This window comes from Ruegeria sp. TASC047 (assembly GCF_059612445.1).
This window is the reverse complement of sequence record NZ_JBXWQP010000019.1, coordinates 430,458-456,485: the sequence shown is the minus strand read 5'-3', so window position 1 is coordinate 456,485 and position 26,028 is coordinate 430,458. Positions and strand designations below refer to the sequence as shown.

Sequence of the window (26,028 nt, the reverse complement as noted above, 5' to 3'; positions counted from 1 at the left end):
GAGCACAGAATGCAGGCACCTGACGAATTCAATCCACCCGCTGGTGTTGCGACAGAATTGCAACCGGGTCTTCGGCGCATTCTGGCCCCCAACCCGTCACCGATGACCTATCGCGGCACCAACACCTATCTGCTGGGCGATCGTGACATTGCCGTCATTGATCCCGGCCCCGCAAGCGAAGAGCATTTGAACGCGATCCTGAGTGAACTGCGACCTGGCCAGAGAATCAGCCACATAGTCGTCACGCACACACATCTGGATCACTCACCCTTGGCAGCACCCCTTGCCGCGCGAACGGGAGCTGCGATCTATGCGTTTGGTGGTCCCGAATCCGGTCGCAGCGCTGTTATGGCGACCCTTGCAGCGCGTGGATTGGCCGGAGGTGGCGAAGGCATCGACACCGCGTTTCGTCCGGATATCGAGATTGCGGATGGTGAGGTCATCTTTGGCGATGACTGGCAGCTTGAGGTTATTCACACTCCGGGGCATCTGGGAAACCACATTGCCCTGGCATGGCAGGATACCTGTTTCACCGCCGACCATGTGATGGGATGGGCCAGTTCGCTGGTGTCGCCACCGGACGGAGACCTGACTGATTTCATGATGGCCTGCCACCGCCTGCGCGCGCGCGACTGGTCAGTTTTTCATGCGGGCCACGGTGCACCGATCACAGAACCCGCTGCGCGATTGGACTGGCTGATCCGACACAGGCAAAACCGAGAAGTCCAGATTCTGACTGCCTTGGAGGATGCAGACGGAACGGCGCGGCAATTGGCCGAGCGTATCTACACCGACACACCCGCGACCCTGCTGCCAGCAGCAGAGCGGAACGTTTTTGCCCACCTCGTTGATCTGACGGGAAAAAAACAGGTGTCATCGCTCGGCGAACTATCTGCCACGGCGGTTTTTCGCAGAGAACTATGAAGCCGCAAAAAATTTTCAAAGTTCGCGTGCTTAACCTCTGGACGCCGGGATTCCGGGTTGCTATACGCCCCTCAGTTCCGGCGTAGCTCAGCGGTAGAGCAGTTGACTGTTAATCAATTGGTCGTAGGTTCGATCCCTACCGCCGGAGCCAAATGTATCTGAAAACCAGATATTTGGCTTTTCCCAAATCGCGATCTTGAATTTTCCGGTTTGATGGAAATAACGTGCCAATCGCTCACATGGCCAAGGTTCAAATCCAGTTTTATGCACATCTCAACTAAGCGTTAAGTTGGTCCAGTGCTTGCCTCTCGGACCCTTTAAGGAACAAACCGAATTTAACACGTCCCTAAGGGAGCGTTAACAATCGAATGACACGAATCAAGCAATCGACGGGAATCTGCATTGGCTCTATCTCGAATATCGCCATTCGACCAACAAGCTCAGGCTTGGGCAGAAACTCTTCCGCCGCTTGTAGCCGTGGGCGATCTCCGTAGTCGTCGATCAACAAGGTCACTGGTCGGGTTAAATTGAAGGCCGTTGCCAAAGCACAACCCACACGAAACCTACCGTCAACAAGAACCACATCCGGGTGCTTGAATCCGTTGCTCTGCCAGATTGACAGGGGGTATCTGGGATAGCGCGCCGATTTGTCCCGATTTACCGGAAAACCCACTTCTTGGTTTCACCGACATCGACCCATGAAATATTGACCTCAGTCCCTGTACTAGGAAGATTCTCACGAAACCAACGCCGCATCATGCGAGCCCAGCCTCGATCACTTTCGACACTGAAAACAGTTTTTGCTTCCATCTCCCCAGCGACCACAGTCGAACCGCCCGAGCCATATTCAAGAATTACAGAGGCTGCATCATAGTGCTTTCGCAGGACGCTCTGCGCATCTTCCGGCATGGTTAAAACAGGTTTTTCAAGGCTTGCCGTATTCAATTCGATCTCCGGGTCTTTTCGCTTTTGATGCCTGACGTTGCAATTCGCCGTGGTTTCTGAACCTGCACAATCTTCCGCTACAAAATTCTCATCACATGACAGCGAAATCAATAGCAACGACTTGATTACCCGGCCAAGAATCCTCCACAATGGCACCCCTACATATTGGCTACAGGTGTGCCGGGATATACAGCTTACCGCACAAGCATCAAGAAAACAGCAATGACCCAAGGAACAGCTTGGTTCTCAGATTTCGGGCTGGGAAAATATTCGTCAAGAATGCTGCACTCCCTCTGGACGCTGGAAACTCCGGTTGTTATATGACGCGGACCGTTCCGGCGTAGCTCAGCGGTAGAGCAGTTGACTGTTAATCAATTGGTCGTAGGTTCGATCCCTACCGCCGGAGCCAATTCAGCCCGCTAAATCGCGTCTCATCCCCCAAGGGCATCCTTGAAATCTGCACGCAGGTTGCGTTTCAGCACCTTTCCGGTTGCGTTCAGCGGCAGCGCGTCAACAAAAACAACCTTGTCCGGAATCTGCCATTTGGCAATTTTCCCTTCGAAAAAGGCCAGAAGTTCCTTTTCGCTTGGATTCTCGCCATCGGCCCTTACTGCAACTAGCAAGGGGCGTTCGTCCCATTTCGGATGCGGAACACCGACCACGGCGGCAGTTGCCAGTTTCGGATGCGCAACAGCGATATTTTCAAGTTCGACCGAGCTGATCCACTCCCCTCCGGACTTGATGATGTCCTTGGATCGATCCCGGATGGTCATGTAACCATCGGCGTCCAGCGTTGCGACATCGCCTGTGGCGAACCAACCGTCTTGCAACAGATCCTGATCCTGCATCAGGAAATAGCTGTCCAGTACCCAATGCCCCCGCACCATCAGATCGCCCTGCGTTTCACCGTCATGTGGCAGATCTTTGCCGTCATCATCCACGATTTTCAGTTCAACCCCAAACGGTGGCCGACCCTGACTCAGACGGATAAGGTGTTGTTCTTCAAGCGGCAGCACCAGATGTTTGGCCAATGGGTAGTTGGCCGTACCAAGTGGGCTCATCTCGCTCATTCCCCACGCATGTACCGTATCTACGTCATATTTATTCCGGAAAGTTTCCATCATCGAAGGTGGGCAAGCGGCACCTCCAATCACGGTCCGTTTGAGGCTTTTCAATCTCGTCCCGCATTTGGCCGCATGCGCCAACAGTCCCTGCCAGATGGTTGGCACCCCCATGGCCAGCGTCACGCCATAGGTGTCGATCAGATTGACCAGCGCCTCGCCATGCAAATCCGGGCCGGGTAAAACCAGTCGCGATCCGGACATGGCGCAGGCATAAGGCGAGCCCCATGCATTAACGTGGAACATAGGAACGACGGGCATCACGACATCCATCGCCGAAAAGCCGATCACGTCGCGCGTATTCGACGCGAAACTGTGCAGGACCGTCGATCTGTGGGAATAAAGAACCCCTTTGGGATGGCCGGTTGTACCCGACGTGTAACACAGCCCTGACGCGGTGTTTTCATCCAGTTCAGGCCAATCAAAGGCCGCGTCACCGGTTTCGATCAGCTCATCATAAATCTTCAGGTCGGGTATCTGTGCAGCGACGTCATCATTGCGGGGGCCCATCAGAACAAAATGGCGAACATCCGTCAGCGCACCGTGCAAGGCGGCAACCAGCGGGACGAAGGTTGCATCAAAGAACAACACCCGATCCTGAGCATGGTTGATGATATACGTCAGTTGTTCAGGAAAAAGCCTCGGATTGACCGTGTGACAGACATATCCCGCACCCGAGGTGGCATAATAGATCTCCAGATGCCGACGATTGTTCCAGGCCAGCGTCCCGACCCTGTCCTGCGGCTCCAGACCCAGCCGCGTCAGGGCCGACGCCAAACGCCGGGCGTTCACGGCTATCTCGGACCAATTGGTTTCTGTCACTGATCCATCCGTTTCGACCGAGATGATCTCGGTCTGACCGTGGTAGCGCTGTGCGTGATCAATCAGCGACGAAATCAGCAAAGGCTGCGTCATCATCTGTCCCAGCATGGACATCCTCCCGTCATGGGCGGGACCTTGCCTGGCCCCTGCCTGTTCCGTCTGGCACTGACAGGCAGGGGTGCTCCCCGTCACGTCAGTCCAGCCGTTTCCTAGAAGGAACCCTGCCAATCATTTAATTGTCTGACAATAAGAGAATGCAAGCCACACCGGTAGCGGAATACATCCCGTCGCCTAATCCCGGTGTTTCAGCGCGTAGGCGACCAATGCTGCGGTCGACCCATCCTTGCCCTCGGCGCTTTCTTCGCCATCCACGATGGGGCCAAGCGAATTGGCCAGTTCCTTGCCCAGCTCAACCCCCCACTGGTCGAAAGAGTTGATGCCCAGCAACACGCCTTCGACAAACACCCGGTGTTCATAAAGCGCAATAATCTGACCCAACACAAACGGTGTGAGTTTGGGGTAAATTAATGTTGTCGAGGGACGATTGCCGGGGAAAACCCGGTGCCGGGCCTGCCGGTCCAGTTCATCCCCCAGATACCCCTGCTGCGCCATGCGTTGGCGCGCTTCTTCGAACGAACGGCCACGCATCAGGGCCTCGGACTGCGCCAGACAATTGGCCAAAAGCAGACGGTGGTGATGGGTCAGTTCGGGTTCATGCCCCTCGGCCGCAACCATGAATTCGCAGGGAATGACACCCGTACCCTGATGGATCAGCTGGTAAAACGCGTGTTGTCCATTGGTGCCCGGCTCACCCCAGACGACAGGTCCTGAAGGCATGGTGAGGTTTGAGCCATCCATCGCCACGGATTTGCCATTCGATTCCATTTCCAACTGCTGGAAATACGCGGGCAGACGCAATAACCGCTGATCATAAGGCAGCACCGCACGACTGGTATGCCCCAGAACCTGACGATGCCAGATGCCAACCAATGCCAGCATCACAGGCATGTTTTCATCCCAGTCAGCCGAGCGGAAGTGCAGGTCCATCGCCTGCCCGCCGCGTAAAAACGCGTCAAATGCGTTTGAACCAACAGCAATCATGACCGGCAAGCCGACCGGCCCCCAAACCGAATAACGCCCACCGACCCAATCGGCGAAACCAAATACATGCGCCTCGGGTATACCGAAGGCCTTCGTCTTGTCCAGAGCGCTGGAAACGGCGGCGAATTGGCGCGACGGATCGCCGCCGCCTTCTGACATCCACGCGCGGGCGGTGCGCGCATTGGTCATCGTTTCGATTGTGGTAAAGGTTTTTGAGGCGACAATGACCAGCGTGCGCGTCGGGTCAAGCTGCCGCAACGTGTCCGCGATATGCGCCCCATCCACATTCGAGACGTAATGCACCCGCGGCCCATCGTGATAAGGTGCCAGCGCCAACGTGGCCATGACAGGGCCCAGGTCTGAACCGCCGATGCCGATATTGACCACATCGGTAAAGTTGCCCCCCGCCCCTGCGATGGCGCCGCCACGCACCTCTTCAGCGAACACGCGCATCCGTTGCAACGTATCCAGAACCTCGGGCATGACGTCCTGACCGTCCACCTCAACCGGCCCGCCATCAAGGTTGCGCAAGGCCGTGTGCAACACCGCGCGGCCTTCGGTCTCGTTGATCTTCTCACCCGCAAACATCGCATCACGCCGAGACGCCAGACCAGCCTCTTCACACAATTGAATGAGCGCGGATCGCACCTCATCATCAATCTGTGTCTTTGAATAGTCGAAAACCATATCCCCGGTTGAGGCTGAAAATCCTTCGGCCCGGTTTGCATCTGCTGCAAACAGGTCAAGGATACGACGGTCACTTGTCGTCTGAGCCAGTGTTTTCAAAGCATCCAGATGCATTGCTTTACTCCGCCCAATGTACGGTCATGCCACCAAGAACCGCGGCGATCGGTGCCTCTTCCGGCGGTAGCGACATAGCTTTTTCAAGAACGGCGCGTTTTGCCTGACCATAGATGATCAGATGTTTCGAAAGCGCCCCGTCCAGGACCGGAGCGGTCAGGGAAATTCGTGCCTCTGGCTGCACTTCGGTCCGGGCAACGATCAACGTAGGGGCATCACTGCGCAAAGCTTCGTCCAGCCCTTCCATCCCCGGAAACAACGAGGCCGTGTGCATGTCTTCGCCCATTCCCAGCACCAACACCGACAATGGCAATACCGGCGCGATCAGTGACTCGATTTCGGGCAACGCTGCTTCAGGTTCTGAACCAGGGACATAAAGCGGAATATATTGCGCCACAGAGGCCCGGTTGGTCAGCAACCTTTCGCGGATCAAACGCTCGTTCGAGCGCTCATGGTCCGCTGGCACACAGCGTTCATCCGTGGGCAACACACGCACGCGATCCCACTCAAGATCGGCAGCACACAGGCTGTCAAAAACGGGGCCCGGAGTTGTTCCCCCCGGAACAGACATTGCAACGGTATCATGGTGCAGCAATGCGGCCTCAAGGTCGCCCGCCAGCACGTTAGCCACGTCGATGGCAAGCATTTCGCGATCAGCATATTCCTGAATTTTCATGGCTTTATCCCTTGCCAGTGGCGTCCGTCACGTTTCATCAGCAGTTCGGCGTCGCCCGGCCCCGTGCTGCCGCTGTCATAAGGCTTGGGCACATCCCCGCGCGCCAACCATCCTGCGGTTATTGGGTCGGTCCAGGCCCACGCGGCCTCAACCTCATCCCCGCGCATGAACAGGGTCTGATTTCCGCGGATCACGTCCATCACCAGGCGTTCATACGCATCTGGCGGGTCCTGATTTTCGGGGCCCAGGGCTTCGGCAAAGCTCATGTCCAAGGGAACGTCGATCAGACGCATCCCACCCTGCCCCGGTTCCTTGATCGTCACCTTCAGCGTGATCCCCTCGTTCGGCTGCAACCGGATCGACAACGTATTTGCATGGCGCCCCGCCTCTTCCCCAAATATCGAATGTGGCGCGTCCTTGAACATCACGTTGATCACCGACGAGCGCGCCACCAGACGCTTACCGGTGCGCAGGTAGAACGGCGTACCTGCCCAACGCCAATTGCTGATATGAGCCTTCAACGCCACATAGCTTTCGGTGGTTGATCGCGGATTGCCAACGCAGTCCCGGTATCCCGGACCGTCCGATCCGGCCGCAAACTGCCCCCGCACGATGTGGTGCGGTTCAACCGGATCAAGTGCCCGGATCACCTTGAGCTTTTCATCCCGAACTGCGTCAGGATCAAATTTGGCCGGAGGTTCCATCGCAATCAGGCACAGCAGCTGCATCAGGTGGTTTTGCACCATGTCCCGCATCGCACCCGCGCGTTCATAATAGTCTTCGCGCCCTTCGATACCGACAGTTTCCGAGACCGTTATCTGGATATGGTCGACATACTGGCTGTTCCACAGCGGTTCGAACAGCATATTGCCAAACCGGACCGCCATCAAATTCTGGACGGTTTCCTTGCCCAGATAATGGTCGATCCGGTAGATTTGATTTTCGTTAAAATGCGCGGCCAGTGTGGCATTCAAGTCCCGTGCGCTTGCCAAATCATGTCCAAACGGCTTTTCGACCACGATACGGGTTTCTTCTGTCACCAGATCAAACGCCCTAACCCGCTCGGCCAATGGCCCGAACAGGCTGGGACCGACCGAGAAATAGAAAGCGCGAACCCGGTTCGGTGACAGCTTTTCGCCCAGCACATTCCAACCTTCGGTCGCCAAGGCATCCAGCGATACATAGTCGACCCGTTGCAGGAAACGGGTCAGGGCTTGCGAATTCCGGGCCCGTTCCGAAGCATGCCGTTGCAGCGACGCTGCAACCATCTTTCGAAATTCATCCGCTGAATGACCGGCGCGCGCGGCTGCAATAATCCGGGCATCCTCATGCCACTGACCTGCACAATACCGACGGTAAAGCGCAGGCAGGATCTTACGCTGCGCCAGATCACCGGTGCCGCCGAAAATAACCAGATCAAATGGATCAACAGGGATGACACGTGAAACCATGAGTTGTCCTTACCCTGACCCTTCCGGCATGTCCAATGTTAGCGCAACCAAAATCCAATAAATCTTGTTGATCAAAACTCTGTCAGAACCTCTGCACCAGACTTACCAAATCCGCGACAAAGGGCTAGATCAGTTTGATGACTTCAACGAACCGGATGTGGGAATGAAAGACAACGCCCCTCAGCTTGCGAATATCGGCAAGTTTCAGCGTAAGCGGGTGACAGCCGATGGCCAGACCCGCGCAAAAGTTTCCCTAACCAACCCTCAGACCCTGTGGTTCAACACCGGCACGCTGTGCAATATTGAATGCGTAAACTGTTATATCGCCAGCAGCCCGACCAATGACGCACTGGTTTATATCACTGCGGACGAGGTTCGTGACTACCTGGATCAAATCAAAGCCCGCAATTGGCCGGTGCGTGAAATCGGTTTTACAGGCGGCGAGCCTTTCCTGAACCCCGAGATGATCGACATGACACGTGCCGCGCTGGAGCTTGGATACGAAGTTCTGATCCTCACCAACGCGATGGCCCCGATGATGCGCCGCAAGATGCGTGACGGGCTGCTAGCATTGCAACGGAAATTCAATGACAAGCTGACCCTGCGTGTTTCCGTCGATCATTACCGCGCAGAACTGCACGACCTTGAACGCGGCAAGGGGAGCTTTGAAAAAACCCTGACGGGTATGAAGTGGCTGCGCGATCACGGCTTTAACATGGCTGTCGCCGGGCGCACCGTTTGGGGTGAGTCTGACACGGAAAGTCGTGCGGGTTATGCCGCATTCTTTACAGAGCACGGCTTTGACATTGACCCGCATAACCCGGCACAGACCGTCCTATTCCCCGAGATGGACGAAACTGTCGAAGTACCCGAGATTACAACGGCTTGCTGGGGAATACTGAACAAGTCACCCGATGCATTGATGTGCGCCAGCGCCCGCATGGTGGTGAAACGGAAAGGCGCTGACCGGCCCGCCGTGTTGGCCTGCACGCTGCTGCCCTACGAGCCGGAATTCGAGATGGGTCATTCTCTGGCCGAATCCGAGGCTGACGTTCACCTGAACCACCCCCATTGTGCCAAATTCTGCGTGCTGGGCGGAGCCAGTTGTTCTGGCTGATCAGTTCAGTTCTGGGGATTTCCAAAACTTCGTACCGGACGCACCGGCAGATACGCGCCAGCCTTTTTTGCTAAGTATAAAGAAAGAGCGCCCTTCGGTAAAACGCAGCGTCTCGCCTGTGCGTTCCTCGCCATACATGGCACCAGTTTCTGCTGTAGCGTCGTATCCTTGGGCGATGAACTTATCCAGATCTGACGGAGTTTCGAACAGGATTACGAATTTGGTCTCGAAACCACCGATCCCGATTGCACCCCCTACGCCGCCAGTCCCCATGTTCATATAAGTATGCTGGCCTGTGTCTTTGGACACCACGACGCCCCGACCATAGCCCGCCGATACAGGAAATACTGTTATCTTGCGCGAGTCGAAAACCGCATGTCCGGCACTGATATCATAGAGAGACTGCGCCTCGTGGTTTTCCGCCATCAACTGATCCAGAATATCGCCTGCCATTGCGTCAAGCTTGGCGCGTGTTTCTTCCGGTGTTGCCTCATTTGATAGCAGCTCGGACGTGGAATTAATGGTTTTATCAACCGCTGTTGCACCCTTGTCGATGGTATTCCCGACGGATTCGGCGCCTCTCTTGATCTTGTCCAGAACGCCTTCTGCAGAAACAGGGCTACTCACGCACAGCGCGGCAAGTATTAAGGCTCTTGTCATAGCATGTCTTCCTGCGACTCAGGCAAATTGGCTGCCACCTTACCCGACTGACCTCAAATGAGAACGGATAATACGATGTTCGACAGACTTGGCTGACCGCTCAATTCACACGAAACTCGCCTACCATGTTGCGCCACTCACCCGGTGCGATCATTTTGCGATGGGTGAATTTGACAGAATGCAGCGGGCCTTCGATTTCGCGCTGCCAGAAGTCGATGAATTTGAACAATTTCGGATGATCCGGCGCAAGGTCGTAATCCTGCCAGATGAACGTGTTCAAGACGTGGATATAGTCTGGCATATGATAGAAAAACTCCGCCGTCGTCAGCCCGTACCCCTTGAGCATCAATTCGGTTTCGCTTGGATTCATTCAGACCTCCTGTTTGATACAAGGCCTGTTCAAGATACCACGAAAACCTTCTAATACTTATATAACAATATGTTACTTGAGTATTACCGGGGAATTTCCCCGTAAAGGCGCTGCTTGCTTGCACCTTATGTGCCGGGTCTGATAAGATACACCCACAAGATATAGACCCAGAACAAGACACGGGCAGTTTACGTGAGCGATACGCCAGAAATTCCTGAAAACATGGATGAAACCCCGCCCGAGCGCCCAGTCTATGACGGCCCGACGGTTTCCATCGAATCCGAAATGCGCACGTCCTATCTGGACTATGCCATGTCGGTCATCGTCAGCCGCGCGATCCCTGATTTGCGCGATGGGCTGAAACCGGTGCACCGGCGTATCCTTTATGCAATGCACGAGACGGGGAACACGCACGATAAGGCGTACCGCAAATCGGCACGCCCGGTGGGCGACGTGATGGGTAAGTACCACCCGCATGGTGACAGCGCGATCTATGACGCGCTGGTGCGGATGGCGCAGGATTTCTCGATGTCGCTGCCGCTGCTGGATGGTCAGGGCAACTTTGGCTCGATGGACGGCGACAACCCGGCGGCTATGCGGTATACCGAAGTGCGGATGGACAAGCCAGCCGCTTCCCTGTTGGCTGATATCGAAAAGGAAACGGTCGATTTTCAGGACAACTATGACGGCAAGGACCGGGAACCGACAGTTCTGCCGGCCCGTTTCCCGAACATGCTGGTCAATGGTGCCGGAGGTATCGCCGTGGGTATGGCGACAAACATTCCGCCGCACAACCTTGGCGAAGTGGTCGATGCGACTCTGGCGCTGATCGACGATCCCGACCTTACATCAGAACAGTTGATCGAATACGTCCCCGGCCCCGACTTTCCAACCGGTGGCGTAATGCTGGGGCGTTCCGGTGCGCGTAAGGCCTATCTGGAGGGCCGTGGCAGCGTCATCATCCGCGCCAAGACCCGAGTGGAAGAAATTCGCAAGGACCGCTATGCCATCGTTGTCGACGAGATTCCCTATCAGGTGAACAAGGCCGCGATGATCGAAAAAATCGCCGAGGCGGTTCGCGAGAAGCGGATCGAAGGCGTGGCCCATGTACAGGACGAATCCGACCGCAACGGCGTGCGCGTTGTGGTCGAGCTCAAGCGCGATGCAACGCCCGAGGTGGTGCTGAACCAGCTCTACCGCTTTTCGCCGATGCAGACCTCCTTTGGCTGCAATATGCTGGCGCTGAATGGTGGCCGCCCCGAACAGCTGACCCTGCGCCGGTTCCTGACCTCGTTCATCGACTTCCGTGAAGATGTCGTTGCCCGTCGTACGGCCTATGACCTGCGCAAGGCGCGCGAACGCAGCCACATCCTGTGTGGTCTGGCTGTGGCCGTGTCCAATGTCGATGAAGTGGTCGCAACGATCCGGTCGTCGGCGGACGCCGCCGAGGCCCGCGAAAAACTGATGACCCGTCGCTGGCCTGCCTCCGACATCGAAGGCTATTTGCGCCTGATCGATGATCCTCTGTCCAAGATGAATGACGATGGCACCTATAATCTGACCGAGGTTCAGGCCCGTGCCATTCTGGAGTTGCGCTTGCAACGCCTGACCCAACTGGGTGTCAAAGAGGTTACGGACGAGCTGGAAGAACTGGCGGCCAAGATCAAGGAATACCTTGATATTCTGTCCTCGCGCGAACGGATCATGAGCATCATCGCTGATGAGTTGCGCAGCGTGCGTGAACAGTTCGCGGTCGACCGCCGCACTGAGATCGTCGACTGGTCCGGTGACATGGAAGACGAAGACCTGATCGAGCGTGAAGACATGGTCGTGACCGTCACTTCGGGCGGGTACATCAAACGCACGCCGCTGGCAGATTTCCGCGCCCAGAAACGCGGTGGCAAGGGCCTGTCGGGGATGCAAACCAAGGAAGAGGATGTTGTGACCAACCTCTTCGTTGCGAACACCCATACACAGCTGCTGTTCTTCACGACGGACGGGATGGTCTACAAGCTCAAGACCTGGCGCTTGCCCCAATCCGGGCGCACCGGCAAAGGTAAGGCCATCGTCAATATCCTTCCGATCCCAACTGGCGTTTCCATCGCCGCGATCATGCCCGTGGATGTACCGGACGAGGAATGGGAAAACCTCCAGATCGTCTTTGCCACCAGCGCAGGTGACGTGCGTCGTAACCGGTTGTCGGACTTCACCAATGTCCGGCGCAACGGCAAGATTGCCATGAAGCTGCCCGACGGCGTTGAGCTGGTGAATGCGCGCATCTGTTCGGAAGACGAAGACGTGATGCTGGTCACCAATTCCGGCCGCGCGATCCGCTTCCGGACAACTGACGTGCGTGTCTTCAACTCGCGCGAATCCACAGGTGTCCGAGGGATCAGGCTGACCAACGGTGACCGCGTCGTTTCGATGTCCGTGATCCGTCATTTCGAGGCGACACCCGAAGATCGTGTGGCCTATCTCAAGATGCGGCGTGCGGTTGCGGGGCTTACCGAAGAAGACGCTGGTGAAGACGAGGAAGCCGCAGCAAGCAGCGATTTCAGTCAGGAGAAATACGCCGAGATGTCGGCTGCCGAAAACCTTATCCTTACTATCACCGCTGGTGGTGCAGGCAAGTTGAGTTCAAGCCACGACTACCCTGTGCGCGGACGTGGCGGCATGGGTGTGGCGGCGATGGACAAGGCCATGCGCGGCGGGGACTTGGTTGCATCCTTCCCGGTCGAGATCGACGATCAGATCATGCTGGCCACATCGAAAGGCCAATCTATCCGGGTGCCGGTCGATGGTATCTCTTTCCGCTCACGTTCCGCAGGTGGCGTGAAGGTATTCAATACCGGCAAGGGCGAAGAAGTCGTCAGCGTCGCGTGGATCGCCGATCAGGGCGACGAGGAAGAATGACAGTAACCCCGGGCACCGGTTCGACGGTTCCCGGGGTTCAGTTCATGTCAGGTAGGTATTGAAAAAAGCGATGGTCCGGCTCCATGCCAGATTTGCCGCGGCTTCGTCATATCTGGGCGTCGTATCGTTGTGAAAGCCGTGATTGACGTCCGGATAGAAGTGCACGCTGAATTTCTTTTGATTGGCTTTCAACGCCTCTGAATATGCAGGCCATCCAGCGTTGATACGCTCATCCAGACCGGCATAGTGGATCATAAGAGGTGCTTCGATGGACGGAACATCTTCGGCTGGTGGTTGCCGACCGTAGAATGGCACCGAGGCCGCAAGGTCCGGATAGGCTACGGCCAACGCGTTGCAAACACCTCCGCCATAGCAGAAGCCGACAGCGCCAACCTTGCCTGTCGAAAGTTCATGATCACGAAGGAATTCAAAGGCGGCGAAGAAATCCGCCATCAGTTTTTCCCGGTCCATCGAGCGCTGCATTTCTCGCCCTTCTTCATCAGTACCGGGATAGCCGCCAAGGGGCGACAACCCATCAGGTCCAAAAGCCAGAAAACCGGCCTTGGCCGCGCGGCGCACAACGTCCTCGATATAGGGGTTTAGACCCCGGTTCTCGTGCACGACCAGTACCGCTGGCAATTTTCCTTCGGCATTTGCCGGCATCGCCATCAGGCCGCTGGTTTCGCTATGCCCATCCGGGCTGTCATATGCGACCACCATGGTTTGGATCGCGGGATCGTCCGGGGCCACCTGTTGCGCCCAGGCGTAATTGGGTTGCAACTGGTCCAGAATCATTGCGCCTGTCATTCCGGCAGCCGTGTATTTACCGGCTTTTGAGATGAACTCACGCTTGGACATCGTGCCGTGCACATATCCGTCGAATATTTCGAGGATACGCGGATCAAAATCACTGGCTTTTTTGCGGGCGTTTCCGGTCATCGTTGCCTCCCAGGCGATGGTATCGGTGCACCGATTCTAACGCCTGAGCCGCAATTCGGAAACTCACAAATCGTAGAGCGCGCCGAACTTGGTCTCAAGATAGCTTAGTAATGGGTCCGGTCCGGGCTCGATGCCGCTAGCACGGGCAATCACCTCGCGCGGTGCATAAAGGCCGCCATGCTGCTGCACATGCTCGCGCAACCAGCCGGTTGCGCCGGTGGTGTCGCCGCGAGCCAGTTGCGCATCAAGATCGGGCTCTGAACCGCGCAAAGCCTGATAGAGGCACCCAGCATAGACATTGCCCAGCGAGTATGTCGGGAAGTAACCGAACAGGCCAACCGACCAATGCACATCTTGCAAACAACCGTTCGAGGGCTTGTCGACCGCATAACCGAAATCTGCCTTGAACCGATCATTCCAGGCGGCTTCCAGATCGCCGACCTGCAAGTCTCCGGCCATCAGCCCGCGTTCCAGATCAAACCGCAGCATGATGTGCAGATTGTATTGAACCTCATCCGCCTCGGTGCGGATATAGCCGTTATGGACGCGGTTGGCCGTCGCATAAAACGCATCCGGATCGGCAATGCCGAAATCGCCGAACGCCCCTTTCATTTGTTCGAACAACCAACCGGTAAAGGCCCGCGACCGACCCAACTGGTTTTCGTAGATCCGGCTTTGACTTTCATGCACGCCCATCGACACACCAGACCCGAGCGGTGTCAGCAGGTATTTCCTGTCGATCCCCTGTTCATAGGCGGCGTGGCCCACCTCGTGAATGGTGGAATAGAAACAATTGAACGGGTCTGTTTCGCTGGTTCGCGTGGTGATGCGGACGTCAAGACCACTGCCTGAACTGAACGGGTGAACCGCCTTGTCCACGCGGCCATTGTTCAGGTCATAGCCAAAGGCGACCGCCAGTTTTTGTGTCAGACGCATCTGGGTCTGCTCATCAAAACTGCGGTTCAGGGCAGCGGGCTCGGGCCGCTCCAGCACAGCGGCGCGCAGGGCCACCAGTCGTGGGCGCATCTGGTCGAAGATATCCGCAATCTGTGCGCTGGTCGTGTAAGGCTCGTAATCTTCGACCATGGCGTCGTATACGTCGCCCCCTTGCGCCAGCGCCTCGCCTTCCTGTCGTTTCAGCGACACGACTTCTTCCAGAACCGGAAGAAAGACCGTGACATCTTCGTCCGCGCGCGCCTGCGCCCACTTTCCCTGCGCAGCGGATGTCACACGGGCAATCGCCGTCGCCAGATCGGCAGGCACCTTCACCGCGCGATCATATGCGCGCCGGATTTCACGCATCTGCGCCTTGCCGACCTCATCCTGAGGCGCGGCCTGATCCAGCCATTCGGCAACACGAGGATCAGAACGACGTGCGTGCAGGACAGATTCGATAGCTGCCATTTCTTCGGCGCGCTGTGGCGCTGCGCCGCGCGGCATGACGGTTTCCTGATCCCAGCCAAGCCGACCGGCGATCTGGCCCAAAGCCGAAGTTTCCCGCTGAAAGGTCATCAGTTCATTGAAAGCGGTCATAATTTTAAACTCCGCGCACAGATGTTGCGATTGGATAAGCCGTGAGGAACCGCGCGCGCAGGATCAGCGTCCAAACGATGACGGCCATAAACTGGTGGAAGATAGCGACCTGCCATGGCGCGCCGTAAACCACGGTCACGATGCCGACGACGACCTGTAACGAAAGCGCGGCGAAAGCAGCGTTGAAGGCAAAACGCGTCTGCGGATGCGCGCTGCCGCTGCCACGTCGCCAGACGACAACGGCGAAGATGAACAGCAGATACCCTGCACACCGGTGGATGAACTGTACCAGACCGGGGCTTTCAAAGAAGTTTCGCCACATCGGCTCCAACATAGTCGCATCCGGTGGAAGCAACTGCCCTCCCATCAGCGGCCAGTCGGTGTAAGACCGCCCGGCGTCGATCCCAGCGACAAGCGCGCCAATGAGTACTTGTAAAAAGGCGAAGTGCATCAGCCCTGTGGACAATGAAAACAGCCTGACCTCTTTGGCCCGGCGCGCCTGCATCAGGTCACGTTCTTCCCGGCCGAGTTCAAAGATGTACCAGGCCAGCGCTCCCAGGATCACAAAAGCCAGCCCCAAATGCGTTGCCAGACGGTAACTTGCAACAGCCGTCATGCCTTCACCCTGGGTGACGCCCGAGGCCACCATCCACCAACCAACAGCGCCCTGCAGACCGCCAAGAAGACCCGGAACGATCAGCTTTCCCGTCCACCCTGTCGGGATCTTGCGGGTGAGTAGAAAGGTCAGAAATCCAGCGGCCCAGACCAGACCGATCATGCGGCCCAACTGACGATGGCCCCATTCCCACCAATAGATGGATTTGAAATCACCCAGTTCCATCCACTGGTTTTGGATGCGCCATTGGTCAATCTGCTTGTACTTGTCGAACTCTGCCTGCCAGTCCGCTTCGGTCATCGGCGGCAAAGCTCCGGTGATCGGGCGCCATTCGGTGATCGAGAGGCCGCTGTCAGTCAGGCGCGTCAAGCCGCCAACCGCGATCATCACAACGACCAGAGCAAACAGGATCATCAGCCAGACGCGGATCGCATTGCGCGCGCCGCCGCGCCCCCGGTCGATCATACCGGGTTGAACCGCCTGTTGTTTTTTGGTGTCCGTGACCTCTTCGAAGATGCTGCGCCTACCGCTCATGCTGTCCTCATGTCCTGATTTTGTCGCAAGCTAGGGCTTGGGTGAAGATAGGTCCAGCCTCAGCCTTTATCCTTCCAGCGGACCATCTGACGCATGATCCCGTGCAACATCTGCACATCGGCCCGTGTCATGCGCATCCGCGACCACAAGTTGCGCAGGTTAACCTTCATCCCTTCGGCCTTTTCGGGAGGGTAGAAAAACCCCGCCTCCTCCAGCCTATCCTCGTAGTGCTCGACAAGTTTTTCGACCTCGATCCCAGTGGCCCAGTCACCTTTGCCCAGGTCGGTCGATTCATGCACCACATCCCCGGTCTGGCGCATCCACTCATAGGCGGTCAGCAATACGCATTGACCAAGGTTCAGCGAGGCATATTCCGGGTTTACCGGCACCGAGATGATCGCGTTGGCCTTGGCGATGTCTTCATTCTCTAGCCCCGCGCGTTCAGGGCCGAACAGAACGGTAACCTTCTCGCCCGCAGCAATCTTTTCGGCGGCAATCTTCATTGCGTGTTCTGGGCTGTAGACAGGTTTGGTCAAGCCCCGCTGACGGGCTGTCGTGGCGAAGACAAACGTGCTGTCGACCAGCGACCCGGCCAGATCATCAAACAACTGCGCATCATCCAGCAAGCGCCCTGCACCGCTGGACATTGCCACCGCTTTGGGGTTCGGCCAGCCGTCACGCGGGGCCACGATACGCATTCGATCCAGCCCAAAGTTCCACATCGCCCGCGCAGCAGCACCGATGTTTTCACCCATCTGCGGGCGCACAAGCACGAAGGAAGGCTGGAGTTTGTCGCTGGGCATGGCTCACCTTAAGAAAACTTGGCCTGCTGTAATTGGCAGGCTCTTGCAGGGCAAGGCGCAGGAGCGTTATTTGCAGGCTCTGGACCATAAAAGTTTGCTTCCCAGCCGCAATCCGCTAAACCGCGCCAAAGACTGAAAGCCGAAGGACGCGCCCATGGACACCCCCGAGCAGCCGCAGATTTACCTGATCACGCCTCCGACCATCGAGTTGAGCACGTTCACGAACAAGCTGGCGACTGTGCTGGACGGGGTCGAGATTGCCTGTATTCGCCTCGCTTTGGCCGGAAGCGACGAAGATACCATCGCCCGTGCAGCGGACGCTTGTCGCGAAGTCGCCCATTCGCGCGAAGTGGCCATCGTGATCTCGAACCATGTATTGCTGGCGCAGCGTCTGGGGCTGGACGGGGTACACCTGGATGATGCTGCACGCTCGGTCCGCACCGCGCGCAAGGAACTGGGCGCTGATGCAATCGTCGGAAGCTTTTGCGGCGCGTCCAGCCATGATGGTATGACTGCTGGCGAAAACGGAGCGGATTATGTGGCCTTCGGTCCTGTCGGCTCGGCCAAACTGAGGGACGGAACCCGCGCCGAAAAGGACCTGTTCCAATGGTGGTCAGAGATGATCGAGGTTCCGGTTGTGGCCGAGGGTGGGTTGACGCCCGAATTGATCCGTGATCTGGCCCCCTGCACCGATTTCTTTGGCATCGGCGATGAGATCTGGGGCAGTGACGATCCGCTTGGCGCACTGAAAACGCTGCTGGCCGCGTTGCCTTAACCCTGCACCCAAGGCTCGACTATCCAGTAGACACCGGCACCTGCAATCAGCATCGAGGCCAGAACCGATACCCGGCCTCGTTTACGGTGTGAGCCGCCAGAAAACAAAAGCGCCAGAGCAAGCCCGGCAAAGGCTACAACAACAAGCGGCAGAATATTCCCGGCGCCAAAGCCCAAGATGGCCGGAGGCAGATGATCTGGCGGCACCCCGATGCCGATCAGGGCCGACGCAAATACCAGACCTTGAAGACCGCCAATGGCGAGAACGGCCAGCAAACGCCAGACCTGCAATCGCCGGGCAACCAGGTTCCACAGCGCCAGAACGATGGTCGAAGCCACCAGAACCGGGGCCTCGCTCACTTTTCCTGCATCCAATACGCCATGCAAACCCAGCCCAAGCCCGATCAGCGCGCCCGCTGACAGGAACACCAGTTGAGATACCACTGGGCGCAATTTCAAAGACAGAAACACTAGCGCCAAAACAAGAATGGATGGCTTAATCGGGTTTCGGAGAAACTGATCGACCCCTTTTGTGAAATATGTCTGCAATGTTTGTTGCGTTGTCAGAGACGCCCCGCCTTGCAAGGGGATCAGCGGGCTGGCTTCACCGGCAGCCAAATACCCGGTGTATGGCGCCGCGACATTTTGCTGTCGCAGAACGATGGGTCCGCTTTCTGACGGCCAGATCAGACGCAAGTTTGACGCCTGATCGGGCAAAGGAGCAGTCAGTAACAGTTTGGAAACCCGCACTTTCTCCGTTTCTCCCACAACAGGAATACGCACACCTTCATAAGACAAACTCAATCGCTCTGGTGCCTCCACGACAAGATTATGTTTCCAGAGCTGAACGAACTCTCTGATCTGGGGTTCCAGCTCAGAGGAAACCAGTCGCCGCAAGGATTTGTAGTTTGGATCGTCGGAAAACGCAGCGGGCTGCGCGGGATTGTTCCCGGTTAACATGGCCTCGGCATTCCATTTCAACTCTAGAAACAAAGTGTCGGACTTGACCCAGAAATCAACGACGGTCGGCGGGGCGGATTGCGCTCTGCCGGATCCGGGATGCATAGCTACAAGAACAAAAAAACTCAGGGCACAGGTTTTGAGGGTTCGAAAGATGGCGCGGAAAACAGGGCCATTCATACGAAAAGCTCCAACAGGAAAATCAAATCACCAATCATTGCTATCGATTGTTCCCGCGAAGGCCGTAGATCGCAAGCCCAAAGGGCATATCGGACCTGTGCACCGTAAATCTCTGATTGCGGTAACGTTCTGACTTGCATGGGCATCACCGCTGCGGCATGACGTCCTTTATGGTTCAGAACAGTAATATCCTGTGTATCGGTTCGGTCCTGTGGGACGTGATCGGACGATCGGCCAGTGCCATGCGGCAAGGCTCGGACGTGCCTGGCCGGATTACCCGCCTGCCGGGTGGTGTTGCGATGAACATAGCCATGACGCTGGTGCGTTTTGGTATGACACCAACCCTGCTGACCGCCATTGGCCGCGACCCCGAGGGCGACGAACTGATTCATGCCTGTTCCCGTCTCGGTATGATCACGGATCACATCTATCGCTCGCAGGACCTGCCGACCGACCGATATATGGCCGTCGAAGGTGCCAACGGGTTGATCGCGGCCATTGCCGACGCGCATTCGCTGGAAGCCGCTGGCGCTAAGATACTGCGTCCGCTGATGCACGGCCCGCTTGGCTATGAAAACACGCCCTTTGAGGGGCCCATTGCGCTTGACGGCAACCTGACCCTGAACCTGCTGGAAGAAATCGCCCAAAGCCCTGCATTTGCCCGTGCCGATCTGCGTGTTGCCCCGGCCTCGCCCGGTAAGGCCGAGCGCCTATTGCCCTTCCTGAAACATGCCCGCGCCACGCTTTATGTGAACCTCGAAGAAGCAGGAATATTGTGCCAGCGTGAATTCACCGATTCTGATTCTGCCGCAAAGGGCCTTCTGGATCGTGGCGCACTGCGCGTGCTGGTCACCGATGGCGGCAGCTCGGCCACGATCGGCAGTTCGGACGAAATTCTGACCCAAACACCCCCCTCCGTTCTGGTCACCCGTGTGACCGGCGCCGGGGATACCTTCATGGCGGCTCATATCGCCTCAGAATCCGGCGGCGCATCGAGTGATGAGGCTCTGACCCGCGCTCTGCATGCCGCAGCAACCTACGTTTCCGGAGAAACCCCACTGTGATTGACATTCAATATTCAGCCGAGGTCCGCGCCGCCAAGGACGCGGGTCATCCCATCGTTGCGCTGGAAAGCACCATCATCACCCATGGCATGCCCTACCCGCAAAACGTGGAAGTTGCGGCGCAGGTCGAACAGGACATCCGCGATGCGGGGGCGGTTCCGGCGACCATGGCGGTGATTGAAGGCAAATTGCACGTGGGGCTCGAGCCTGACCAGTTGCAATGGCTGGGTCAGGCGCAAGGCGTTGCCAAAATCTCGCGCGCGGATATGGCGGCCTGCATTTCGACCGGTGGTACCGGAGCCACAACCGTCGCCGCCACCATGATCGCCGCGCATTATGCCGGGATCGAGGTATTTGCCACCGGCGGCATCGGCGGCGTGCATCAAGGCGCCGAAACCACGTTCGACATCTCGGCTGATCTGCACGAACTTGGCCATACACCAGTCACCGTCGTCGCAGCCGGGGCCAAGGCCATCCTTGATCTGGCCAAAACTCTTGAGGTTCTGGAAACGCTGGGGGTGCCTGTCATCGCCCATGGTCAGGATGCGTTTCCTGCCTTCTGGTCTGCAAAATCACCCTATGCTGCCCCCCTGCGCATGGACACTCCTGAAGCTATCGCCAAGGCCCATGCAACGCGTCGCGCATTGGGCCTGCCCGGCGGGCAGCTGGTGGCCAACCCGATCCCGATCGGGGATCAGATCCCTGCCGAAATACTGGCCCCCATCATCGCCGAGGCACAGGCTGATGCAGATGCGCATCGGATCACCGGAAAAGATGTGACGCCCTATCTGCTACAACGTATCTTTGAAAAGACCGAAGGACGTTCGCTGACCGCCAACATTGCCCTCGTGCGCAACAATGCGCGCCTTGCTGCGGCGATTGCACGGGCACTGGCAGAACAGGGATAACGCAAGCCTATTGTGCCATGGATACCGATTGACTACCTAAATCCCGATAACCACTCGGAACCAAGATGAATACACCGTTCGACGAAGAACCGCATCATCGCCGCCCTGGCATGCTGGCACGGCTGCGCGCATCTTTCCTGACCGGCCTCGTTGTCATTGCACCGGTCTGGCTGACGGTTTGGCTGATTTGGTCGGTAGTCGGCTGGATCGACAGTGCCGTTTTGCCACTGGTGCCTCATCAGTTCCAACCGGAACAATACGTTGGTATCAACCTGCGCGGTGTGGGCGTCGTGATCTTCCTGATCTTTACCGTGATTGTAGGGTGGATCGCCAAAGGCATTCTGGGCCGGTCCCTGATCCTGTTCGCCGAAAGCGTGGTAGATCGGATGCCGGTCGTCCGCTCGATCTATTCGGGAATCAAACAGATCTCGGAAACCGTATTTGCCCAAACCGAACGCTCCTTTGAAAAGGCATGCCTGATCCAGTACCCCCGCCGCGGAATCTGGGCCATTGGGTTCGTCTCGACAACCGCCAGGGGCGAAATCAGCAAACGCGCAGAGACCGGAGGAGAGCTGCTCAGCGTCTTTGTTCCGACCACGCCCAACCCGACCTCGGGATTTTTGCTGTTTTTCCCGGCGGAAGACGTAATTTTGTTGGACATGACAATTGAGGATGCCGCGAAACTGGTGATCTCGGCCGGGCTCGTTTATCCCAACGAAAAAGACCCTACGCAACCGCCCGAGTGATTAACCGAACATGGTCGGCAGATCGACTGTACTGGTCTGGCCCAGATCACTCTTGTGCTTGGTCAGAAAACGATCCGCTGCCGCCCGCCCCGCCTGTTTCAGCTTGTGCAAAATAACCGGGTTGGGCACGGTTTTGGTGGCAACAGACAGGCTGCTCATCAACTCGTTATCCGCAATCATATGCACCAGAACGCGGCTCATGTCCCCGGCCTTCAGCTTGCCCTCTTTCAGAAGCCGCTGAACAAAACTGATTGCCCGCAATTCGCGAAACAGGGAGGAGTTGAAGCTGATCTCGTTGATCCGGTTCTGGATCTGCTGCGATGTGACCGGCACCGCGTCGCGCTCCAACGGGTTGATATTCACGATCACTACGTCATCCGGCAGATCATTGTTGAACAGCGGATAGAGCGCCGGATTACCAGTATAACCGCCATCCCAGTAGGCTTCGACCCGGTTAGTATTTGGATCAAATATCTCGACTGCCTTGAACAGGGTCGGCAGGCAAGCCGAAGCCAGAATGGCATCTGTCGAGACCTCCTCGCCAGTAAAGACGCGGATTTTCCCACTTCTCACGCAGGTGGCGCACACAAACAGGCGGGGTCCCGCATCGGCGCATACTTCCGCAAAATTGAACCTGTCCACCACCGGCTCCAGCGGATTGCTGTAGAATGGACCATAGGCATAAGGCGACACCATCCGCGACCAGGCATCACCGATTGAAAACGGCACCGAATATTCCATCGCCTGCGCGATTGCGGCCGGTTCCAACCCGCGAAACCAATTGGCTATACGCATATCTCCAATCGCACCCATACGCCTCCAAAGCCCGTCCAGCTGCGCGCGCGCACCCTCACGTCCTGAATGAACCATCCCCGATTTGAACGCCGCACCATTCAACGCACCGGCGGATGTTCCGGTGATCGCGGCAACCTCGATGTCTTCCTCATCCAGCAGTCGGTCAAGCACACCCCAGGTGAATGCCCCATGCGCACCGCCGCCCTGCAAAGCCAGATTGATCCGTATCACCGCCCTCACCCTTCATCTTTTCAGAAATACTCCGGGGGTTTGGGGGCAGCGCCCCCAAGGCCAATCACAAGGCGGTCCAGCCGCCATCGACAGAAATCGTGGTTCCCGTGATCTGCGCCGCCGTGTCCGAGCACAGGAAAATGGTTGTCCCGCCCAGTTGCTCAACCGTGGCGAATTCCTTGGAAGGTTGCCGTTCCAGAAGCACGTTTTTTACAACCTCCTCGCGGCTCATATTGTATTCTTTCATCGTGTTCGGGATTTGGGCCTCGACCAGGGGTGTCAGCACATAGCCCGGGCAAATGGCGTTGCAGGTGATAGGTTCTTGCGCGGTTTCCAGCGCAACGGTCTTGGTCATCCCCACCACCCCGTGCTTGGCGGCAACATAGGCTGCCTTGAATGGCGACGCCGTCAGGCCGTGGGCCGAGGCGATATTCACGATACGACCCCAACCCGCCTTGCGCATCATCGGCAGTGCGGCAGCGGTCGTGTGAAAGACCGAGTTCATGTTGATCGCAATAATCGCATCCCATTTTTCCGCCGGAAACTGATCGATCGGGGACACAAACTGAATGCCCGCGTTGTTCACAAGTATGTCGCAAGCTCCGGCCTGCTCAATCAGCGCCCGGCACTCTTCGCCTTTTGACATGTCCGCCTTGATGTAACGCGCTTTGGTTCCGGTCTCTTTGGCAATCTCAGCGGCCAGCGCGTGATCTTCGTCTCGGTCCGTAAAGGAATTCAGGACAACATCAGCTCCGGCCTTCGCCAGCTCGCGCGCGACCCCCAGTCCGATGCCAGAATTAGACCCCGTGATGATTGCTGTTTTGCCGGAAAGGCTCATGACCGTTCTCCCTGAAGCGATGATTTGGTGCACAATGCCATGCTGCACCTGCAAAGAAAACGGGGAAACACACCTGCCTGAAATCCCAGCCTGACACTTCTCAAGCAGCCAAAAAAAACGCCCGCACGAAGCGGGCGTTAAGTTATTGAGGCAGGTTTCATACAGGCAAGAAACCTATCGAGCAGTGCATCCTTTATAAGCAATTCCACGCCTTCGTCCAAGCTAAAAGTTTGATAATATGAAAAATCATCACTACGGTGAATCCCAACAAAATAAGGCCAGAGCAGGATTGTTTCCAAAATGAGCCCGGATTTTCTCCGACCGTTTCGACCACTTGCGGCGGGAATCGCAAGCATTTTCATGATCTCTGTCGCCCATGCAGAATCGTCACATGGCATAGCTATGTATGGGGACCCGGCCCTACCACCGGATTTTGTGTCCCTACCCTATGCCAACCCCGATGCCCCCAAAGGCGGCAAAGTCGTTTTCGGAAATACCGGCGGCTATAACAGCCTGAACCCGTTTTTGCAAAAAGGCACCTCGCCTTGGCAATTGCCATTTTGGACCCATGAAAGTCTGATGGGGCGATCCTGGGACGAACCTTTCTCACTTTACGGGCTGTTAGCCGAATCAGTTGAGACGGCGCCGGACCGGTCGTGGGTTGAATTTACCCTGCGGGAAGAGGCCCGGTTTTCTGACGGCAGCCCGGTCACGATTGACGACGTGATTTGGTCATATGAGACGCTCGGCACTCAGGGGCATCTGCGCTATCGCGGTTTTTGGGACAAAATCGACAGGATCGAACAGACTGGCCCGCGTTCGGTTCGGATTACTTTCAACGTGCCTGATCGCGAACTTGCCCTGCTCGCAGGGATGCGTCCGATTCTGCAAAAGGCGCAGTGGCAGGACAAGGATTTTGCCGACGCCGCCCTGCACGATGTCCCAATCGGTACCGGCCCCTATGTGATCCATAGCTACGAGGCGGGGCGCTATGTGAACCTTCGTCGCAACCCTGAGTATTGGGGGCAGGATATCCCGTTCCGTCGCGGTACCATGAATCTGGATGAAATGCGGATCGAGTTCTACGGCGACGGCAGCGTTCTGTTCGAGGCCTTCAAAGCTGGTGAGCTGTCAGCGGTGCGTGAGTTCAACGGCGACAAATGGGACACGCAATACAGCTTCCCCGCCGTTCAGCGCGGTGATGTCATCAAGACCGAGATACCGCATGGCAAACCGTCAGGCATGACCGGGTTCGTGATGAACACCCGCAAAGCCCCGTTCGACGACTGGCGCGTTCGCGAGGCCCTGACCCTGGCCTTCAATTTCGAATTCATCAACGACACGATCACTGGTGGGGCGCAGCCAAGGATTACGTCCTACTTCTCGGGCTCAGACCTGGCCATGCAGCCCGGACCGGCCCAAGGGCAGGTAAAAGCCCTGTTGGAACCCTATGCCTCGGATCTGATCCCCGGCTCGCTGGAAGGGTATGAACTGCCGAAGGGCGACGGTTCAGCCCGCAACCGCGCAAATATTCGCAAAGCCACCAAACTGCTGACCGAATCGGGCTGGACCGTTCAGGACGGGGTCCTGCGCAACACGAATGGTGACCCGTTCAAAATGACGGTCTTGCTACAGCAGGGGGATAGCGAGATGGCGTCGGTGGTCGAGATTTATTCCCGCGCTCTGGAACGGCTTGGCATTCAGGTTACGACGGAGCAGGTCGACAACGCGCAGTATGTAGGGCGCACCGGGGAACTGGATTTTGATGTTACGCCCTTCCGGCGTGCTCTTTCACTGTCTCCCGGCAACGAACAGCGTTTGTATTGGGGAAGCGAGAACGCGGACACACCCGGTACACGCAACCTCATGGGCGTGGCCTCGCCCGCTGTTGATGCGATGATTGACGCCATGCTTGTCTCGGAAACACGTGAAGATTTCACTGCTGCAACCCGCGCACTTGACCGGGTTCTGACGGCTGGTCGCTATGTCATCCCGATCTGGAGTTTTGATGTCGGGCGGATTGCCCACATCCGCGAGCTCAAGTTCCCTGAGACTGTGCCAATCTATGGCGACGGACCACAATACATGCCGGAAGTGTGGTGGTACGACGCCAGGTAATCACTTGAACATCAGGACAGCCGGGCTTTGCACTACACCGGCTGTTCACCGCGGGGTGTTGGCGGACCCCTTGAAATACGCGATTCCT

At 57.1% G+C, this 26,028-nt stretch carries 22 protein-coding genes and 2 tRNA genes; 10 read left to right on the top strand and 14 right to left on the bottom strand.

The annotated features are described in order from the left end of the window. Positions 1 to 9: 9 nt before the first annotated feature. Entirely contained in the window at positions 10 to 924 is a 915-nt protein-coding gene (locus AC2FLO_RS04785; RefSeq protein WP_496751608.1) for an MBL fold metallo-hydrolase, read from the top strand. 76 nt (positions 925 to 1,000) lie between these two features. Next, a tRNA-Asn gene (locus AC2FLO_RS04780) sits at positions 1,001 to 1,075 on the top strand. 506 nt (positions 1,076 to 1,581) lie between these two features. Here AC2FLO_RS04780 and AC2FLO_RS04775 read toward each other — a convergent pair. After that, positions 1,582 to 2,019, bottom strand: coding sequence for a hypothetical protein (locus tag AC2FLO_RS04775; protein ID WP_496751606.1), 438 nt, complete (start codon positions 2,017 to 2,019; stop codon positions 1,582 to 1,584). A gap of 184 nt (positions 2,020 to 2,203) precedes the next feature. On the opposite strand from AC2FLO_RS04775, the gene AC2FLO_RS04770 reads away from it, so the two are divergent. Continuing rightward, positions 2,204 to 2,278 (top strand) — tRNA-Asn (locus AC2FLO_RS04770). Positions 2,279 to 2,300: 22 nt separating this feature from the next. Here AC2FLO_RS04770 and AC2FLO_RS04765 read toward each other — a convergent pair. The 4 genes from AC2FLO_RS04765 to zwf all read right to left on the bottom strand — a co-directional run bounded on the left by AC2FLO_RS04765 (position 2,301) and on the right by zwf (position 7,841). Continuing rightward, positions 2,301 to 3,920: a long-chain-fatty-acid--CoA ligase gene (locus AC2FLO_RS04765; RefSeq protein WP_496751604.1), complete on the bottom strand. Its 1,620-nt coding sequence runs from the start codon at positions 3,918 to 3,920 to the stop codon at positions 2,301 to 2,303. A 183-nt stretch (positions 3,921 to 4,103) separates the two neighbouring features. Next, positions 4,104 to 5,714: a glucose-6-phosphate isomerase gene (gene pgi, locus AC2FLO_RS04760; RefSeq protein WP_496751603.1), complete on the bottom strand. Its 1,611-nt coding sequence runs from the start codon at positions 5,712 to 5,714 to the stop codon at positions 4,104 to 4,106. Between the two features lie 4 nt (positions 5,715 to 5,718). Further along, positions 5,719 to 6,390 (bottom strand): 6-phosphogluconolactonase, encoded by a 672-nt coding sequence (pgl, locus tag AC2FLO_RS04755; RefSeq protein WP_480584521.1) that lies wholly within the window; start codon positions 6,388 to 6,390, stop codon positions 5,719 to 5,721. Continuing rightward, a complete protein-coding gene (zwf, locus tag AC2FLO_RS04750) occupies positions 6,387 to 7,841 on the bottom strand; it encodes a glucose-6-phosphate dehydrogenase (protein ID WP_496751601.1) in 1,455 nt (484 codons plus the stop codon). Before zwf ends, pgl begins: the two co-directional genes overlap by 4 nt. A gap of 163 nt (positions 7,842 to 8,004) precedes the next feature. On the opposite strand from zwf, the gene AC2FLO_RS04745 reads away from it, so the two are divergent. Then, entirely contained in the window at positions 8,005 to 8,958 is a 954-nt protein-coding gene (locus tag AC2FLO_RS04745) for a radical SAM protein (RefSeq protein ID WP_496751599.1), read from the top strand. Here AC2FLO_RS04745 and AC2FLO_RS04740 read toward each other — a convergent pair whose 3' ends face one another. Then, positions 8,959 to 9,618 (bottom strand): lipid-binding SYLF domain-containing protein, encoded by a 660-nt coding sequence (locus AC2FLO_RS04740; protein WP_496751597.1) that lies wholly within the window; start codon positions 9,616 to 9,618, stop codon positions 8,959 to 8,961. A 100-nt stretch (positions 9,619 to 9,718) separates the two neighbouring features. Further along, a complete protein-coding gene (locus AC2FLO_RS04735; protein ID WP_267366492.1) occupies positions 9,719 to 9,988 on the bottom strand; it encodes an usg protein in 270 nt (89 codons plus the stop codon). Positions 9,989 to 10,180: 192 nt separating this feature from the next. Between AC2FLO_RS04735 and gyrA the strand changes: the two genes are divergently transcribed. Further along, positions 10,181 to 12,901 (top strand): DNA gyrase subunit A, encoded by a 2,721-nt coding sequence (gene gyrA / locus AC2FLO_RS04730; protein WP_267366490.1) that lies wholly within the window; start codon positions 10,181 to 10,183, stop codon positions 12,899 to 12,901. A gap of 42 nt (positions 12,902 to 12,943) precedes the next feature. On the opposite strand, the gene yghX is transcribed toward gyrA, so the two are convergent. From yghX to AC2FLO_RS04710, 4 genes are all read right to left on the bottom strand, one after another. Next, on the bottom strand, positions 12,944 to 13,840 hold the full coding sequence (gene yghX / locus AC2FLO_RS04725; RefSeq protein WP_480584531.1) for a YghX family hydrolase: 897 nt from the start codon (positions 13,838 to 13,840) through the stop codon (positions 12,944 to 12,946). A 63-nt stretch (positions 13,841 to 13,903) separates the two neighbouring features. After that, on the bottom strand, positions 13,904 to 15,373 hold the full coding sequence (locus AC2FLO_RS04720; RefSeq protein ID WP_496751595.1) for a carboxypeptidase M32: 1,470 nt from the start codon (positions 15,371 to 15,373) through the stop codon (positions 13,904 to 13,906). Positions 15,374 to 15,377: 4 nt separating this feature from the next. Further along, the gene (ctaA, locus tag AC2FLO_RS04715) at positions 15,378 to 16,523 is read right to left on the bottom strand and encodes a heme A synthase (protein WP_496751593.1); all 1,146 of its coding nucleotides are present in this window, start codon (positions 16,521 to 16,523) and stop codon (positions 15,378 to 15,380) included. Positions 16,524 to 16,582: 59 nt separating this feature from the next. Continuing rightward, positions 16,583 to 17,326: an RNA methyltransferase gene (locus AC2FLO_RS04710; RefSeq protein WP_496751591.1), complete on the bottom strand. Its 744-nt coding sequence runs from the start codon at positions 17,324 to 17,326 to the stop codon at positions 16,583 to 16,585. A gap of 154 nt (positions 17,327 to 17,480) precedes the next feature. On the opposite strand from AC2FLO_RS04710, the gene AC2FLO_RS04705 reads away from it, so the two are divergent. Next, positions 17,481 to 18,101 (top strand): thiamine phosphate synthase, encoded by a 621-nt coding sequence (locus AC2FLO_RS04705; RefSeq protein WP_496751589.1) that lies wholly within the window; start codon positions 17,481 to 17,483, stop codon positions 18,099 to 18,101. On the opposite strand, the gene AC2FLO_RS04700 is transcribed toward AC2FLO_RS04705, so the two are convergent. Then, on the bottom strand, positions 18,098 to 19,240 hold the full coding sequence (locus AC2FLO_RS04700; RefSeq protein WP_480584537.1) for a HupE/UreJ family protein: 1,143 nt from the start codon (positions 19,238 to 19,240) through the stop codon (positions 18,098 to 18,100). The genes AC2FLO_RS04705 and AC2FLO_RS04700 overlap by 4 nt on opposite strands. A gap of 170 nt (positions 19,241 to 19,410) precedes the next feature. On the opposite strand from AC2FLO_RS04700, the gene AC2FLO_RS04695 reads away from it, so the two are divergent. The 3 genes from AC2FLO_RS04695 (at position 19,411) to AC2FLO_RS04685 (ending at position 21,958) form a co-directional block, all read left to right on the top strand. Next, positions 19,411 to 20,304, top strand: a complete 894-nt coding sequence (locus tag AC2FLO_RS04695) for a PfkB family carbohydrate kinase (RefSeq protein ID WP_496751975.1) — start codon at positions 19,411 to 19,413, stop codon at positions 20,302 to 20,304. Beyond that, complete coding sequence (locus AC2FLO_RS04690) at positions 20,301 to 21,212, top strand: pseudouridine-5'-phosphate glycosidase (RefSeq protein ID WP_496751587.1); 912 nt, start codon at positions 20,301 to 20,303, stop codon at positions 21,210 to 21,212. Before AC2FLO_RS04695 ends, AC2FLO_RS04690 begins: the two co-directional genes overlap by 4 nt. A 65-nt stretch (positions 21,213 to 21,277) precedes the next feature. After that, positions 21,278 to 21,958, top strand: a complete 681-nt coding sequence (locus AC2FLO_RS04685; RefSeq protein ID WP_267365243.1) for a DUF502 domain-containing protein — start codon at positions 21,278 to 21,280, stop codon at positions 21,956 to 21,958. On the opposite strand, the gene AC2FLO_RS04680 is transcribed toward AC2FLO_RS04685, so the two are convergent. Both AC2FLO_RS04680 and AC2FLO_RS04675 read right to left on the bottom strand, forming a co-directional pair. Beyond that, on the bottom strand, positions 21,959 to 22,984 hold the full coding sequence (locus AC2FLO_RS04680) for a patatin-like phospholipase family protein (protein WP_496751585.1): 1,026 nt from the start codon (positions 22,982 to 22,984) through the stop codon (positions 21,959 to 21,961). A gap of 64 nt (positions 22,985 to 23,048) precedes the next feature. Then, complete coding sequence (locus AC2FLO_RS04675; protein ID WP_496751583.1) at positions 23,049 to 23,822, bottom strand: 3-hydroxybutyrate dehydrogenase; 774 nt, start codon at positions 23,820 to 23,822, stop codon at positions 23,049 to 23,051. 300 nt (positions 23,823 to 24,122) lie between these two features. Between AC2FLO_RS04675 and AC2FLO_RS04670 the strand changes: the two genes are divergently transcribed. Next, a complete protein-coding gene (locus AC2FLO_RS04670) occupies positions 24,123 to 25,940 on the top strand; it encodes an extracellular solute-binding protein (RefSeq protein WP_496751581.1) in 1,818 nt (605 codons plus the stop codon). Positions 25,941 to 26,028 lie beyond the last annotated feature (88 nt).

Coding starts and splice junctions, on each gene's coding strand:
- AC2FLO_RS04785 (WP_496751608.1), top strand. CDS start 10: ATGCAGGCACCTGACGAATTCAATCCACCCGCTGGTGTTGCGACAGAA.
- AC2FLO_RS04765 (WP_496751604.1), bottom strand. CDS start 3,920: ATGCTGGGACAGATGATGACGCAGCCTTTGCTGATTTCGTCGCTGATT.
- pgi (WP_496751603.1), bottom strand. CDS start 5,714: ATGCATCTGGATGCTTTGAAAACACTGGCTCAGACGACAAGTGACCGT.
- pgl (WP_480584521.1), bottom strand. CDS start 6,390: ATGAAAATTCAGGAATATGCTGATCGCGAAATGCTTGCCATCGACGTG.
- zwf (WP_496751601.1), bottom strand. CDS start 7,841: ATGGTTTCACGTGTCATCCCTGTTGATCCATTTGATCTGGTTATTTTC.
- AC2FLO_RS04745 (WP_496751599.1), top strand. CDS start 8,005: ATGAAAGACAACGCCCCTCAGCTTGCGAATATCGGCAAGTTTCAGCGT.
- AC2FLO_RS04740 (WP_496751597.1), bottom strand. CDS start 9,618: ATGACAAGAGCCTTAATACTTGCCGCGCTGTGCGTGAGTAGCCCTGTT.
- AC2FLO_RS04735 (WP_267366492.1), bottom strand. CDS start 9,988: ATGAATCCAAGCGAAACCGAATTGATGCTCAAGGGGTACGGGCTGACG.
- yghX (WP_480584531.1), bottom strand. CDS start 13,840: ATGACCGGAAACGCCCGCAAAAAAGCCAGTGATTTTGATCCGCGTATC.
- AC2FLO_RS04720 (WP_496751595.1), bottom strand. CDS start 15,373: ATGACCGCTTTCAATGAACTGATGACCTTTCAGCGGGAAACTTCGGCT.
- ctaA (WP_496751593.1), bottom strand. CDS start 16,523: ATGAGCGGTAGGCGCAGCATCTTCGAAGAGGTCACGGACACCAAAAAA.
- AC2FLO_RS04710 (WP_496751591.1), bottom strand. CDS start 17,326: ATGCCCAGCGACAAACTCCAGCCTTCCTTCGTGCTTGTGCGCCCGCAG.
- AC2FLO_RS04705 (WP_496751589.1), top strand. CDS start 17,481: ATGGACACCCCCGAGCAGCCGCAGATTTACCTGATCACGCCTCCGACC.
- AC2FLO_RS04700 (WP_480584537.1), bottom strand. CDS start 19,240: ATGAATGGCCCTGTTTTCCGCGCCATCTTTCGAACCCTCAAAACCTGT.
- AC2FLO_RS04695 (WP_496751975.1), top strand. CDS start 19,411: ATGGTTCAGAACAGTAATATCCTGTGTATCGGTTCGGTCCTGTGGGAC.
- AC2FLO_RS04685 (WP_267365243.1), top strand. CDS start 21,278: ATGAATACACCGTTCGACGAAGAACCGCATCATCGCCGCCCTGGCATG.
- AC2FLO_RS04675 (WP_496751583.1), bottom strand. CDS start 23,822: ATGAGCCTTTCCGGCAAAACAGCAATCATCACGGGGTCTAATTCTGGC.
- AC2FLO_RS04670 (WP_496751581.1), top strand. CDS start 24,123: ATGAGCCCGGATTTTCTCCGACCGTTTCGACCACTTGCGGCGGGAATC.